The 15,015-nt window shown below is 48.2% G+C and carries 12 protein-coding genes and 1 pseudogene; 6 read left to right on the forward strand and 7 right to left on the reverse strand.

Features of this window, described 5'->3' with window-relative positions:
- The first annotated feature begins 303 nt into the window (after positions 1-303).
- The gene (locus tag P2R09_RS13805) at positions 304-1,116 is read left to right on the forward strand and encodes a DeoR/GlpR family DNA-binding transcription regulator (protein ID WP_039660387.1); all 813 of its coding nucleotides are present in this window, start codon (positions 304-306) and stop codon (positions 1,114-1,116) included.
- Between the two features lie 477 nt (positions 1,117-1,593).
- On the opposite strand, the gene P2R09_RS13810 is transcribed toward P2R09_RS13805, so the two are convergent.
- Complete coding sequence (locus tag P2R09_RS13810; RefSeq protein WP_275770503.1) at positions 1,594-2,448, reverse strand: LysR family transcriptional regulator; 855 nt, start codon at positions 2,446-2,448, stop codon at positions 1,594-1,596.
- Between the two features lie 74 nt (positions 2,449-2,522).
- Between P2R09_RS13810 and P2R09_RS13815 the strand changes: the two genes are divergently transcribed.
- Complete coding sequence (locus tag P2R09_RS13815; RefSeq protein WP_275770505.1) at positions 2,523-3,464, forward strand: DMT family transporter; 942 nt, start codon at positions 2,523-2,525, stop codon at positions 3,462-3,464.
- Positions 3,465-4,103: 639 nt separating this feature from the next.
- The gene (locus P2R09_RS13820; protein WP_275770507.1) at positions 4,104-4,706 is read left to right on the forward strand and encodes a site-specific integrase; all 603 of its coding nucleotides are present in this window, start codon (positions 4,104-4,106) and stop codon (positions 4,704-4,706) included.
- 85 nt (positions 4,707-4,791) lie between these two features.
- Here P2R09_RS13820 and P2R09_RS13825 read toward each other — a convergent pair.
- Positions 4,792-5,066, reverse strand: a pseudogene (locus tag P2R09_RS13825) (integrase core domain-containing protein); the annotation flags it as partial.
- 359 nt (positions 5,067-5,425) lie between these two features.
- Between P2R09_RS13825 and P2R09_RS13830 the strand changes: the two are divergent.
- The 3 genes from P2R09_RS13830 (at position 5,426) to P2R09_RS13840 (ending at position 9,006) form a co-directional block, all read left to right on the forward strand.
- Positions 5,426-6,736 (forward strand): CitMHS family transporter, encoded by a 1,311-nt coding sequence (locus tag P2R09_RS13830; RefSeq protein WP_275770509.1) that lies wholly within the window; start codon positions 5,426-5,428, stop codon positions 6,734-6,736.
- 897 nt (positions 6,737-7,633) lie between these two features.
- Entirely contained in the window at positions 7,634-8,692 is a 1,059-nt protein-coding gene (locus P2R09_RS13835) for an Ldh family oxidoreductase (protein WP_275770511.1), read from the forward strand.
- A gap of 11 nt (positions 8,693-8,703) precedes the next feature.
- Entirely contained in the window at positions 8,704-9,006 is a 303-nt protein-coding gene (locus P2R09_RS13840) for a putative quinol monooxygenase (RefSeq protein WP_275770513.1), read from the forward strand.
- A gap of 75 nt (positions 9,007-9,081) precedes the next feature.
- Here the strand turns inward: P2R09_RS13840 and P2R09_RS13845 are convergent, their stop codons facing one another.
- The 5 genes from P2R09_RS13845 to P2R09_RS13865 all read right to left on the reverse strand — a co-directional run bounded on the left by P2R09_RS13845 (position 9,082) and on the right by P2R09_RS13865 (position 14,810).
- Complete coding sequence (locus tag P2R09_RS13845) at positions 9,082-10,155, reverse strand: isocitrate/isopropylmalate dehydrogenase family protein (protein ID WP_275770515.1); 1,074 nt, start codon at positions 10,153-10,155, stop codon at positions 9,082-9,084.
- Positions 10,156-10,195: 40 nt separating this feature from the next.
- Entirely contained in the window at positions 10,196-11,440 is a 1,245-nt protein-coding gene (gene serA, locus P2R09_RS13850; protein ID WP_275770517.1) for a phosphoglycerate dehydrogenase, read from the reverse strand.
- 247 nt (positions 11,441-11,687) lie between these two features.
- Entirely contained in the window at positions 11,688-12,614 is a 927-nt protein-coding gene (locus P2R09_RS13855) for a GntR family transcriptional regulator (protein WP_275770519.1), read from the reverse strand.
- A gap of 399 nt (positions 12,615-13,013) precedes the next feature.
- Positions 13,014-13,427: a cupin domain-containing protein gene (locus tag P2R09_RS13860; RefSeq protein ID WP_275770521.1), complete on the reverse strand. Its 414-nt coding sequence runs from the start codon at positions 13,425-13,427 to the stop codon at positions 13,014-13,016.
- 12 nt (positions 13,428-13,439) lie between these two features.
- On the reverse strand, positions 13,440-14,810 hold the full coding sequence (locus P2R09_RS13865) for an NAD-dependent succinate-semialdehyde dehydrogenase (protein WP_275770523.1): 1,371 nt from the start codon (positions 14,808-14,810) through the stop codon (positions 13,440-13,442).
- Positions 14,811-15,015 lie beyond the last annotated feature (205 nt).

Here is a 15,015-nt window from a genome sequence, read left to right on the forward strand (position 1 = left end):
CGAACAAAAATATATGCTATCGAAAAGAAATGATGTGTGGAGCAGATCAAATTTCGACCATCTGCCTCTCAAAGCCTTTTATCTGATTGAAAAGACGTGATCTGGCTTCCAGTCCCGAAATAAAGCCGCACTGCTGCAATCGGGAAATCCTGAGAGATTCAATAACATGCGGATTGCTAATTTTCGTTCGAAAACCAATGGCCTATCTGGCTATCTCGCATTCATAAAAATGGCGCGTTAAACTCAGCCACAGAGACCTTGTTTGCCCGACCTCTCAGGTTATTGGAAAAGGGAGCATTTCGATTGAAAAGCAAAAGTGAGCAGTTCGCTGACATGCAGCAACGCCGCGAGAAAATTCTGGAGATGATCCGTGAGGATGGCACGGTCACGGTCAAAGCACTGACGGAGACCTTTGGCCTGACCGAAGCCACATTACGCAGCGACCTGCGCATGCTGCAGAAACAGGGCTTTGTGCAGCGCTACCACGGTGGCGCAACGCTGATGACGGGCAAGCAGAATACAGGGGCGATGCTGCTGGAGCGGCAGACCCATCTGGAAGAGAAAGAAGCAATTGGCCGGCTGGCGGCGCAGCATATCGAAAATGGCGACACGGTGATTTTCGATTCCGGAACCACAACTACTGCGATTACTGACGCCATCAGCCACATCCGCCGTCTGTCAGTGGTGACCACGGCAGTCAATATCGCCCTGAAACTGGGTGGCGAGCCGGGGATCAACATCCTGCTGACCGGCGGCACCTTTAAATTTCCGACGCTCTCCACCTCAGGCGAGAAAGCGGCCAGTTTTTTTGAAAACGTGCTGGCTGAAAAACTCTTCCTGGCGACCGCCTGCATCTCGCCGCGTCTGGGCCTGAGTTTCCCCAGTGAAACGGATATCAAAGTAAAACTGGCGATGATCAAATCCGCCAGCACAGTGTATGTGGTGGCGGACTCCAGCAAAATCGACAAGGTATCCATGTTCGCGCTGCCCTGTGACTGGAGCAACATCCACTACCTGATCACCGACAGCGGCATCAGCCCCGCGCAGGTTAAAGCGTTTGAAGCCCTGGGCGTAAAAGTGCTGGTGGCCCCACTGCCGCTGAAGCGGGCGATGTAATTTAAAATTCGTACCCAGCTAAAGTGAGTGATTCCAGAGCGGTGAGAAACGAAAATGTGAGGCACAGGAAAGCGTGGACATTTCAGTTAGCCACTAAAACCCCGCACCATCGCCAGCAGTGCAGGTAAGGCCTGACTGAAGAACAACGTGTGCGAGCCAGGGAGGGCGAGCCCAATCCGCAGGGATATCCATTCACTTTTATACATCGCTGTACTCTCGGCTGTGAGCTGTAATACAGAGATAAAAGCAGAGCTCAGTGCTCCCGAACAGCGACAGGAGTATTTCCCTTGTTGAAAAGTGAGATTGTAAAGGAGTTGTTTCAACTACGATTGGGAGATAGGGCTAACGTCCGCTATGTGCCAGAAGCGGACATTGCAAAAAAGGGTTGTTTGCATCATTAAGGCGCATGTCAGCGGAAATCTTTCACACAGCCATGAGGAAATAAGAACATCTGATTCCAGACATCTTATCAGCCATTTAAAACCGAAATAATTGACAAAGCGCTTTTGAAAGCAGATCCACAGATTGGTCCTCACATGATGCGGCGCTTCGTATGAAAACGATATTATGGTCAGGAATAGCAGGCATATTCTCAAGAATTTGCATGCGGCCTGATACCTTACCCCGATCCATTAAACTTACCGCCAGTCCTGCCTCGACACACGCCCGGACCGCCTTACTCGAATGGCTCTCCAGCACTATACGCGAACGTCGACCTGAAGCTTTCAGGGAGGCGGTAATAGCCTCCCGATAAATACATGGCGCTGCGTAGACAGCCAGAGGCAAGGGATTTTCAAGCGCCACGTTACTGTTCAGAGGACCCACCCAGACGGGCGTGGTTGACATTAACAATTGCGCAGCGGGACTGATTTTTTCTTTAGGCTGGACAACCACTGCCGCATCCAGTTTTCCTCGCTCTATCCACTCTTCAAGCTCGGTACTGGGCCCCATTTTCAACTCCATTACTACGTTCGGCCATGCCGCACTAAATGAAGGAAGTATCTCCCGGATAACCTGAGCAGCATATTCATCGGGCATGCCAAGGCTGATCCGTCCGGAAAGATTCGAACCATGAAGGTCAGCCAGTATCCGATCGTGCGAGCGCAGGAGCTCTGCTGTTGAGCGCAGAAGCTTTTTCCCCAGAGCAGTCAGCATCACAGACTGATTGTCGCGGTGCAGTAACTGCCCACCTGCAACGGCCTCCAGACGCTGAATATGAATGCTGACAGCTGCAGGACTCTTGTGGAGGAGATTAGCTGCCGCGCTGAATTTTCCTGTTCGTACGACTGCATGAAAGGTGCGAAGTAGCTCGATAGAAAGTGTTGTGGTCAATGTTTACCTTCTTTAAACCAGTCCTACATATCATTTTGATTTAACAGATTACACTAATCTATTACCTTCTTTAAATGAGCAAAATAAATCAATCCCAAAGAAAAAATCCGTTAAGCCTTAACTGGCTATATACCGTTCCTTTGCCCCTGCTTGAGGTTGCCTTACTTTTTTCCTGGAGTTCAGGTTTCATCGGCGCACGCTTTTCAATTAATTACGCCCCGGCATTACTGGTCGTGTTCTGGCGCTATGTTTTGTTAACGCTGGTCCTTTTACCGTTCGTGTTCCGATCCCTGTTAAAAACACCTCCCAGGGTGCTAATGATAAATGCCGGAATCGGTCTGCTGGCCATGGTCGGATACATGATCGGTGTGACCGAAGGAATTGCATTAGGTGTCCCGGCGGGACTCGCAGCCCTGTGTGCTGATCTCCTTCCGTTGGGAATGGCGCTGCTGTCGACAGCATTTTTGAGGGAACGGTTAGCCATCCGGGTCTGGCTTGGGCTGTTCACGGGACTGCTCGGCGTGATATGGGTGACCCACAACGTGCTTACGTTTGGCAACGCCCCACTCTGGGCTTATGGTTTGCCGGTTGCGGGTATGCTGTCGCTTGCAGTTGCAACGCTTTGGCAGAAACGCAGTAATGAATCACAATCTATGGATATTCTGCCCAATCTCTGGCTACAGTGTTTCGTCGCGGTGATAGGTTTTGCGGTTATTGAAAGCTTCAACGGTAGCCTGGCGCCAATCCCCACACTGGGATTCACGCTCAGCGTCTTCTGGACTGCAACTCTGCCAACTTTTGGTGGCTACGGTCTCTACTGGATTTGTCTACGCCGGAGCTCAGCAACCCGTGTTACCACAGTGCTGTACCTCAGCCCACCTGTCACAATGATTTGGGCATGGGTTATGTTCAATGAGCCCCTTTCCTGGCAGATGGCTTTCGGTATGGCGATCTCTTCTCTCGGGATCTGGATGGTCATACGTGGCGAGGCAGCAGATAAAAAAACTCCTTCATGAGCCGACGTTTTAATCTTTATGGCTAATTAGCCTGGGATAACTCTTAGCGGGGATATCAGAATATAAGTCTGTGACCTGCTTTCTACAGATTTATACATGGCGATATCTGCAATGTCCGCTTCTCGCTCATAGCGGACATTGGGGCAGACACTGAGCCGGATAGCGTCCGCTTTGCGCCATAAGCGGATGTTGCCGGGATTTCTTTGCCTTAAAAATACGATAAAAAAATACCTGCGCCTGAGGTAGGCAGCAGGCATAAATCGCGGTGGAGATTTTGAAACTCTTAAGCGGCTTCTGAGTGTTATGACAAAAGTGCCTGGCGAGCCAGCCAGACATCATTTCAGCCAGCGGTAGGAGCGCTTGCTGTCTCACAACATGCTTCAGGTTAGAAGGAGGGGGTTAAATGACAAGCGTAAGCGGTTTAAAAGTTTCAGTTCATATTCTGTGTAAATCTGTGCAGTTGAAAACTAATCAGTAAGATCAATCTAAGAATATTGTCTTATTGTTCGGTAGTTGGCGTATCTGCTTTATGCATGGAGTGAACGTTGTTAACCCCCAGTTGAGCATCATAGTCAACTTCTGCTTTTCGCTCATATGGGACAACCATAATCACATCTCCTAACCCAAAGGAGATTGAGCATGACAACATCCCCCTGGAACAAGGGCCGTATTATTGGCCAGAAACGGCCTCTTCAGATTTCTCATATCTGGGGAATCCGTATCAGACTTGAACTGGAAGGAAAAGTACGCGATTTAGCTCTGTTTAACATGGCTCTGGACAGTAAACTTCGGGGCTGTGATCTGGTTAAGCTAAAAGTTTCTGATGTGGCCTATGGGCACTCTGTTTCGGGCAGAGCGACAGTGCTGCAGCAAAAAACGGGAAGCCCCGTTCAGTTTGAACTGACTAAGGGAACCAGAGAGGCTGTAGCAGCGTGGATCAAAATGGCTCATCTACGTAGTAGCGACTATCTATTCCAGTCCCGCGTCGGTTCTTCACGACATATCTCAACCAGGCAATATAACCGTATCTTTCATGGATGGATTGATAAGCTGGGTCTCGACGAGACTCTGTACAGTACGCATTCTATGCGAAGAACCAAGCCATATTTGATCTATAAAAAAACGAAGAATCTTCGAGTGATCCAGCTACTATTAGGTCACAAAAAACTAGAAAGTACAGTCCGTTATCTCGGTATTGAAGTGGATGATGCCCTGGAGATATCCGAGTCTATTGAAGTCTAATTTGTGAGGGCTGCAACAGCAGCCCTGTGCCAGAAGCGGACGTTTCCAACTTCTGCATGAACTAACCTGAGGAGAAACGATCTCAGTCATTAATGATTTCCCTGGCGTGAACGATATCGCTGAACGAGTGCTGATTCAGACATTCATCCTGAGATCGAACGTTAAAACTCTCAATAAATCCGTTATGCGTTGGTCTGCCCGCCTTGATTAAGCGCAACTCAACACCCTACTCAACGACCCATCGCCCCAGTGGGTGGCAGATAAATCCCGTCCCTTAATCAGTTCTTATCGTCGCCAGAAGCTGCTAAATAGCGCAATGCTGAGCCCAGTACGCTTGACCTGCACGCATGAAATCCCAAAATCTGCTCTGCTTCGAGTTCCCCCCGTCAAAACCAGGACAGGGCGTGATGCCAGAAATAGCCCGTAGTAACTCGGTATAAACAACCTTTCTAAAATTGTTCATTTGACGAACATAGATCAAGATCAAAATTTAAGAAAAATAAACAAACCTGGCATTCACTATGGTTACAAAGAATTTTCATGCCTGTTACATTCATCAATGATACTCAAATTGTATTTTATACATACATTGAACAATAAAGAGTTGAGATTGACCGGTAAGTTGTTTAAGGACTGATGAAAAAAGGAAAAGTCACTCTGCTCCCTCTGTTTTTCGGTACAGCAGTACTGAAAACCTACACAATTAGAAGGATAGTGCCATGTTAACGATCCTTGGCTTCTCAATGGTAGTCTGTTTCATGTATCTCATCATGAGTAAGCGAATGTCTGCTCTGACCGCGCTGATACTGATCCCGGTGATATTTGCCATTCTGGGTGGCTTTCTGAACGGACTAGGGGGAATGATGATGGATGGCATCAAAACCCTGGCTCCCACTGGTGTAATGTTGACGTTTTCAATTCTCTACTTTGGGATCATGATTGATGCAGGACTATTTGATCCTCTCGTCAAATTCATTCTGAAACTAGTTAAGGGTGATCCGCTTAAGGTGCTGCTTGGTACTGCCATACTGACCCTACTGGTTTCTCTTGACGGGGATAGCTCAACCACCTACATGATAGCTGTTGCCGCATTCCTGCCGCTTTATCAGAAGCTAGGAATGAATATTTTGATGATGACCTGTCTGGTAAACCTTGCCAGCGGCATCATGAATCTTTCGCCATGGGGCGGACCGACTGCGCGCGCGGCTGCAGCCCTGCGCGTTGATGCACTCGATATTTTTGTGCCAATGATCCCCGCTATGTTGATGGGGTGTGCAAGTCTGATAATGATGGCTTTCTACTTTGGCATGAAAGAGCGTAAGCGCCTCGGCACTATCCATGTTGGCGATCATTATGAAAGCAAAGTCACTCTGGGGAATGGGTCTGCAGAAGAATGTGAGGAAAATCGCCGGCCAAAAATGTTCTGGCTCAATCTGCTACTGACAACCATGCTGCTGGTTTTGCTGGTAATTGGCATTATGCCTATTCAGGTACTTTTCATGCTTGGTTTCGCATTCGCCGTACTGCTTAACTATCCCCAGCTCGACAAACAAAAAGAGCGTATAGGTGCTCACGCGGCTAACGTTTTAGCCGTTACATCACTCATTTTTGCAGCGGGTATTTTCACGGGCATTTTGTCCGGAACCGGCATGGTAGATGCTATGGCTAAGTCTCTGTTAGCCATTATCCCGCCGAGCTTTGGCCCGTACCTGGCAGTATTTACCGCCATCATCAGTCTGCCATTTACCTTCTTTATGTCCAATGACGCATTTTATTTTGGGATCCTTCCAGTCATTGCACAAACAGCAGCAAGTTTTGGTATTTCTGCTGAGGAAATTGCTCGGGCTTCAATTGTGGGGCAACCATTCCACCTGCTGAGTCCGTTGGTGCCATCTCTGTATCTGCTGGTAGGGTTGGCAAAAGTGGATATCGGGGACCATCAGAAATTTTCTATAAAGTGGGGGATCATAGCGAGTTTGGCTCTTTTGGCTGGCGGACTCCTTTTCGGCGCATTTCCCTTCTATCATTGAATCTCATGGCCGGCCAAAAGGTCGGCCTTTCATCATGATCTTAATTAAATTATAAAACAATAAAAGCTTAACTTTAAAATGGCTTTTAATACACTTATCAGTAGCGATTGCTCAATTTCTCTTTATATCTTTAGCTTTAAAAAAACCATTATATCAGAACGTTAAACGGGACGCCCTGCATTCACTAAAATTATAAATTTAGCGATCCAGTTCACAATCCGTATAGACAGGAGCCTTCAGACGGCTTGATGATTGTACTTTATAGTAATATAATTCAATTAACCCGTGTGATCGATACATAAACTAAACATGTTCAAACAGGTCGACATGAATGTCAGCTCAGGGGACATGACCGTTGATCTCATTTCAGGCGGGTCCTGAAAGTCGGCATGCACAAGGTCGGGGTTAAAGTACGATAGCGCACATAATTTTGCATATGCAGGTGTAACACTGTGGCGCTTTCAATGCTCGTGGGCATAACCATTCTGTTAGTCCATTTTACCATTGAACCCACAGTCATCCTCATCGTGCTTTCTATTGATCTAACGGGAGTCGCTTCAATAGCATCTCTTAATTTGGCATTGTTAAGTGACATGTGACCTGCCTCTAAAGATGTGGCGATGGTATTTGTAGTCGTAGGCGGAAACATTTTTTGCACGATCGCCACCGGCTATGTGGTACTGACCAAAGGTAGATATAAGTGGAAATTCGGTATTGCCGAATTTCTGCTTTTAACCGGTATTTCAGTCGTGATGACCATGACCAGAAGACCAATGGAATCGGATGCTAAATTCCTTCTCCACGAAGGAAAGGCCTAATCCGTCAGGCCAGGGCGCGGCTTCATTCACTAGTCGCACACCCACCCGGCATAAAACTGAAGATTTGCAGGAGTAAGATATGTCTAAAGTGGTTCATCCGGATGATTTAAGAAAGTTCGGGAAAAGCATTTTTCAGGCGCTTGGCGTTCCAGAACATGATGCGCTGATGATTTCTGATAGTCTGGTTGCGGCTGAGCTTTGGGGGCATTCTTCTCACGGCATGCTTCGTCTGCCGTGGTATGTGAACCGTCTGCGTCATGGCGCAATGGAACCAGCCGACATGAGCGCCATTGAATCCGATGTCGGCGCAATCGTAGTAATTGATGGTAATCACAGTATTGGCCAGGTTTTGACCATGAAAGCTGTTGATCTCGGTATGTCTCGTGCCAAAACCCATGGGATCAGTGCGGTTGCTGTGCGTAATTCTAACCACTTCGGTACTGCTGCATATTTTACACGAAAATCTGCTGAAAAAGGTTTTGTAACGTTTCTGGCAACAAACGCCAGCCCGGCAATGGCACCATGGGGTGGAAAAGAAAAGCTGATTGGAACCAATCCCTGGTCAATCGCCGCTCCTGCTGGCAAGCGTGGTGTAGCTGTAATGGACATTGCCAACACAGCCGTAGCTCGCGGCAAGATTTACCTTGCAGCTGAGCGCAGTGAGTCAATACCTGATGGCTGGGCAGCTGATGAACATGGCGTACCAACCAATATCGCAAGTGATGCAATTAATGGGCTTATCCTGCCTATGGCGGGTCACAAAGGTTATGTCATTTCCTTCATGATGGACGTGCTTGCCGGTGTCCTTACTGGTAGTAAGTTTGGTAAAGATGTAAATGGCCCATATCAGGCGAACAAGCGCAGTGGATGTGGACATCTTCTTATCACTATTGACATAGAAGCCATAATGGATAGTGAAGCGTTTAATACGCGCATTAACCAGCTAATTGATCAGGTTAAAGATGTACCGACCGCGCACGGCATTTCTGAAATCTTCTATCCGGGTGAAATTGAAGACCGTAACACCGAGAAGAACCTTGCCTCGGGCATCAGCATTGCAGAGCATACATGGGAAAGCCTCGCCAGACTGGCTGAAGAGACTTCAGTACCTTTACCTCAGCCTTTCAACACTAAATAAAAGGAAAAAATATGATCGCACTCATCGTTTCAGTACAGGTACATGAAGACAAGCTGGAAAAGTTTTTGAAAGCAATTGAGACTAATGCCAGAGCCACTTTTAATGATGAGCCAGGGTGCCAGTACTTCGATGTAACGCAGGATCTGAAAGATCCACTCCACTTCGTTTTCTACGAACTTTACAACGATGAAGCTGCAGTAGATGCACACCGTGCAGCGCCACACTTTGCCGAATGGCGTAAAGCAGCGGACGAATGCGTTGTTAAAGGCTCACAGGTCAATACGCTGAGCCATCGCCTCTTCAGCCATCAGTAAGTTATGTGGCTTTATCTTATCCGTTAAGCCATGGTGTGATGACATGGCTTTAATGCCGCTACTGCTTATCAGGTTTTAATATAAACACAGAGCCTGGGTAACAGCCTGTGTAAAAGCATTAGTTCCGGCCTGTCCGCCCAGATCGCGGGTGTGGTTAACATCATCGGCCAAAACAGCGTCGATCGCATCATGAATTGCACGTCCTGCATCGGAGAATTGAGTCTGTGTTTTTTTCTCACCAATCCATTCAAGCAACATAGCTACAGATAAAATCATAGAAGTGGGATTTGCTTTGTCCTGTCCCTGAATATCCGGAGCCGAACCGTGCTGCGCCTGAGCACAACATTGCTTATCACCCGCCATGACCGAACCCGCCAGCCCCAGGCTACCAGCCAGTTCACTCGCGAGATCGGACAAAATGTCACCATAGAAATTTTCTGTGACCAGTACATCAAATCGCTCCGGGTTACGCACCAGATGAGCGGTGGCTGCGTCGACCAGAAGTTCGTCAAGTTCAACCCATGGATACTCCCGCGCGACGGATCTTACAGCCTCCAGAAAAAGCCCGTCAGTCATATGAAAGCTATTGGCTTTGTGAATTGCCGTTACTTTGTTGCGACGCCGGGAAGCCAGTTCAAAAGCGCTTCGTGCGATACGCTCACTACAGTGACGAGTGATTTTGCGTGTGGAGAGTGCTATATCAGGAGTCGGCATATACTCACCCCAGCCTCGTGCCATGTTTCGGTCAGGGTAAAAGCCTTCTGTCGCTTCGCGCATGATCACCAGATCCATACTACGCCCCTCACGCAGGTTGCTTGTCAGGAAGGGGCGAGTGCGCGCAGGCCGGACGTTGGCATAGAGGTCGAGGCCTGTGCGAAAAGCAGCAGAGACGTTAATTCCTCCCAGTTCAGGCCGGGGATAGTCTGCATGGGAAATAGTGCCGAGGAGAATGCCGTCATAGTCACGGGCACTTTCAAGCAGCTCTGGCCGCAGTGTAGTGCCATATCGCTCAAGGCTGGTAAAACCAATCTCCTGGTAGTCATACTGGATACTCAGCCCAAAGTGCTTGTCTGCCTCCTTCAGTACACTGATTGCAGCCGCAATAATTTCCGGACCTATTCCGTCGCCTGGCAATATGAGAAATTTCATTGTTTTCCTACCCTGTTTGTTTATCCGCAGCCCATAATTTTCAGTAAAGAATGCGCGTCCTGATGGTTCCCTCGACTTGATTGAGTTCGTCAATCACCGCCGATGGATAGCTGCTATCTACATCCATTACCATGTAACCCAAGCCATTCCTGGTTTGCAGATACTGAGCAGATACGTTGACGTTATGGCAGGATAAAATGCCGTTTACGGCAGAGAGCACACCTGCGACATTGCGGTGAACGTGGAGCAGACGATGTTTTCCTTCATGCTGAGGAAGACGTACGTCCGGCAGGTTTACTGACCCGGTGGTTGCCCCGGTATCACTGTACATAATGAATTTCTGCGCCACCTCAACCCCAATGTTCTTCTGCGCCTCAATGGTTGAGCCGCCGATATGTGGGGTAAGGATAACGTTTGCCATTCCTTGTAGCGGAGAAACGAAGTGGTCGCTGTTACTGCCCGGTTCTTCAGGAAAAACGTCCAGCGCCGCGCCCAGGAGATGCCCGCTTTTGAGGGCTTCAACGAGCGGCTCAATGCAAATAACGCGGCCTCTCGAGGCATTGATCAGGATGGAGCCCGGCTTACAGGCTTGAATCTGTTTCTCACCAATCATCCATTCGGTTGTTTTATCTTCCGGTACATGAAGTGAAACGATATCACTTTGTGCCAGCAAATTTTCCAGACGGGGGATCTGTCGGGCATTACCCAGCGGCAGTTTGTTTTCCAGATCATAATAAATGACTTCAAGACCTACAGCCTCGGCGAGAACGGAAAGCTGTGCACCTATAGCGCCATAGCCTACGATCCCCAGCGTCTTACCGCGAATTTCATAGGAATTTTTCGCTGATTTCAGCCATCCACCATTATGCGCTATGCGGCTCTTATCCGGAATGCCGCGCAGCAGCATGATGGACTCAGCAATCACCAGCTCAGCCACTGACCGGGTATTAGAAAAAGGGGCGTTAAACACTGGGATCCCCTTTTCAGAAGCCACAGTCAGGTCTACCTGATTTGTTCCTATGCAGAAGCAGCCAATGCCGACCAGTTTTTCCGCTGCAGCAAGTACATCTGCAGTGAGCTTACTCTGGGAGCGGACCCCAACAAAATGGACATCTTGAATCAGCGCTTTGAGTTCCTCACCCTGAACAGCGTGCGAGATTTTGTGAACATTCGTATAACCAGCATCGTTGAGTAATTTGCCTGCTGAAGGATCGATACCTTCCAGCAGTAAAATTTTAATTTTTTCCTTAGATAAAGACAGATTGGGGCGTAGGGATAAGGTCATGGTGTGTTATCTCAGCTGCTTTTAAAAATCGGGATTATGGTCAGGCGTAGCCATTTGAGCTGTAAAAGAAGCCTCACCATCACTCAGTGATGATTGCATTATATGATAATTAAATACAATAGCGATACAGCAAGTTTTATTCAGCTCAGGACAAATATTCTGAATTTTTTGCGGGCACAGAGAGAAGGGAAATTGATGATTTGCTGGTAAGCATAGGAAAACGGCGCCTTATAGTGCGCCGTTATCTTCATGCCGTTGTCGATAGCGGAAATTCCGTTACCTGACCGCTGAAAATGTCGGACTGTACTTTGTTGGACTTCGCCCTTTCGAGATGCAATCTCAATTTATTGGCTGCAGCCAGCCTGTCACCAGATAACAGTAAGTCGATAATTTCAATATGTTCAACAGAATGGCTTTTACGCTGCTGACGTTTTTTTTGTGCCTGCCGGTATTCGACGAGGCGGCGAAGCTGATTTAAACGTTTAACTGTTTGTAACAGGAAGCGGTTTCCTGAGCAGCTGGCGAGCATTTCGTGAAAATCGGAATTAGCCTCGAAGAGCTCAAGCGGTGTCATTGTCATAAAGCCGCCTTCAGCAATGTATTGGTGCTGACGGCGGCATTCTTCGAGGCGTTCACGGTCTATATTAAATGCATCCGACATCAGCCCGGCAGGTTCGATCATAATACGCAGGGCATAGCTTTCCTGATAAGCCTCAATGGAATCAATTGCCGGGAGAGTCTTCCAGCCCTGACCCGCACGGAACTCCAGCCAGCCTTCCTGCTGTATGCGGGTAAGTACATTGCGCAACACGGCTCGCGACACGTCTAGTTCGCGCATTAACTCGATCTCCGTGAAAAGCTCCGGAAGCTGCCGCGTCAGACGGAGTTCCGCAATTTTCTGATAAATAGGATCTTCGCTTGTTGCCGAAAGGTGCTCAGCCATATGACCCAGTTCGCTGGCGTTCTGCGCCAGAAAGTAGCCTCGATTCTTGTCATAAATGAACATCCCCTGCTGAGTAAGGTATTTCAGAGCAGTCTTGACTGGTGAGCGTGAGGAATCGAGCTCACGTGCCAGTTGCGACTCAACAACATGTGTTCCGTGAGGAAGCTGCTCGCGGCGGACATAAGACACAATTTCCCGAAGGATGCGGGATTGTAAGGGAGTCAGGTTCATCTTCACTTCGCTCAGGGTTCAGTTTAGGAGCAGGGATTACTATAGACAGGATATTACAACATGAAGATCTGAGCATTCAGTTTGTGTAACGTCCAGGTGATGTTTAAAATTGGACAAGTATTCTTGTTCTCTGACTTACCTGTATTTTATCGGATTTCAGAGACGAATTGTGCCAGCGTCTGGCCCAGTTAGCTATCAGTAAGCTTGTCAAAAATGGTAGTAAATTTATCGGCAAGCATTTGGGCTTTATCACGCAATTTTCCTTCGCCTGACCGTGAAAAATGCGGATCAAGGATATCTTAACGAATACCATAAGCGATTTTTAGAATAGCGAGGTTGAACAAGCAATACCCTTAATAAAAAGGGAAATACAGCTAATAATCGTATTTCCCTTGTCAGTCAGTTTTTATGTTCAGCAGCGATTGGGCGTGTTTCGCCTGTCTCTACCAGCGTGCGGTTCGCATCTGGAGAACCGTAGATCCACATGATTTTCATTGGTTCTGTTTCAGATGCGTTACGAAAACGGTGTGCTACGCCTGCCGGGATAAAGGTTACATCCTGAGGCTTGATTGGGAACTCGTTACCATCAATATCAAAGATAGCGTTACCCTCAATTAGCAGCACGCTCTCCTCACAGTTGTGGAAGTGGAAGGGAATTTTTGCACCGCCGGCAAATTCCGTATAACCCGTAATAAACGCAGATGCACCCATACTTTTGGTTACCAGAGGGGTGGTACTGGCACCGCCACCACGATCATGTTTCTTAATTTCTTCTGGATGTAAAAGCCAGGAATCTGATTCAGTTTTACGCATGATAATCCTCGGTTAAATTGCTGGTCCGATCCACAGCGTTTTCACGTTAGTGAATTCGCGTATACCAAACTCTCCCAGCTCACGGCCATAGCCAGACTGTTTAATACCACCAAACGGAAGACGAGCGTCAGATGCTACCAGACCGTTAACAAATACGGCGCCAGCTTCAACTTTACGGGCAATTTTGTAGCCGTTTTCAACATTACTGGTCCAGACGGCAGCACCCAGTCCGAATTCTGTAGCATTTGCGACAGCAATTGCCTCTTCTTCATCGCGTACACGGATAACGGCAGCAACGGGGCCAAAAGTTTCTTCAAGTGCAGCTGTCATATTCGGTTTAACATGATCCAGTACTGTTGGCAGGTAGTAATAGCCTGGGCCTTCTTTTGCCTGCCCGCCTGTGAGCAGCACCGCCCCTTCTTTGACGCTTCGCTCCACCTGAGAGTGAAGACTGCTGCGCAGGTTTTCCCGCGCCATCGGTCCGATTTGGGTGGCGCGATCGGTTGGCTCACCGGTTTTCAGTTTTTCCACGCCCGCAACAAACAACTCAACGAAGCGATCGGCAATGTTTTCGTCTACGATGAAACGCTTGGAAGAAATGCAGCTTTGTCCGGTATTTGAGAATCGTGCTTTGACAGCCATTTTTGCAGCCAGCTCGACGTCCGCATCTGCCAGTACGATGAATGGATCTGAACCACCCAGTTCCAGTACCTGTTTTTTCATCAGGCTGCCCGCCTGCGCAGCAATAATTTTGCCCACTTCAGTAGAGCCTGTTAGCGTTACAGCGGCAACACGGTCATCTGCCAGTATGCCTGCAACATCTGAAGCGTTAACAATCAGAGTTGAAACCAGACCTTCAGGCGTACCCGCTTCGCGGAACGCTTCTTCAAGGACCTGCGCGCAACCAGCAACATTGTTTGCGTGCTTAAGCAACGCACCATTACCTGCAGCAAGTGCAGGCGCAGCAAAACGTATGAACTGCCAGAAAGGATAGTTCCAGGGCATGATGGCCAGTACAACACCAAGGGGATCAAATACAACACGGCTGTCTGTGGCATTGCTTTTGACATGAATATCGTCCAGATATTTGAGTGCTGCTTCAGCATAAAACTCACAGGTAACCGCGCACTTTTCGATTTCAGCTTCTGATTCCGCGATGGGTTTCCCCATTTCTGCGGTGATTAGGGCGGCATAGGTGGCCTTATTACGACGAAGAACACCAGCGAGACGAGGAAGAAGCCGCACACGTTCAGAAACGGATTTTTTGCCCCATGCTTTCTGTGCCTGTGCTGCAGAATCCAGAATAAGTTGAACATCCTGCCGGGTATGTAAGGGGTGCTCGGTGATATTTTCGCCAGTAGCGGGATTTACAGTAACAATCATTTTGCGACCTTTTCTTTGAGGGTTACTTCAATGAGGGTAACGCCTGGTCTCATGAACTATGCAGGCAGGCCTGAGTCACGGACGCAAGCAATGTCCTGCCAGCATGACTCAGTCAGATGGTGCGGGAGCATGAGTAAATCATTCCCGCCTCTGTACCCAATGATTAGTCACCCGAATAATTGCACTTTATATCAATTTAAATCAA

The sequence above is a fragment of the Pantoea sp. Cr_R13 genome (assembly GCF_029222565.1).
GTDB classification, from domain to species: Bacteria; Pseudomonadota; Gammaproteobacteria; order Enterobacterales; family Enterobacteriaceae; genus Pantoea; species Pantoea eucalypti.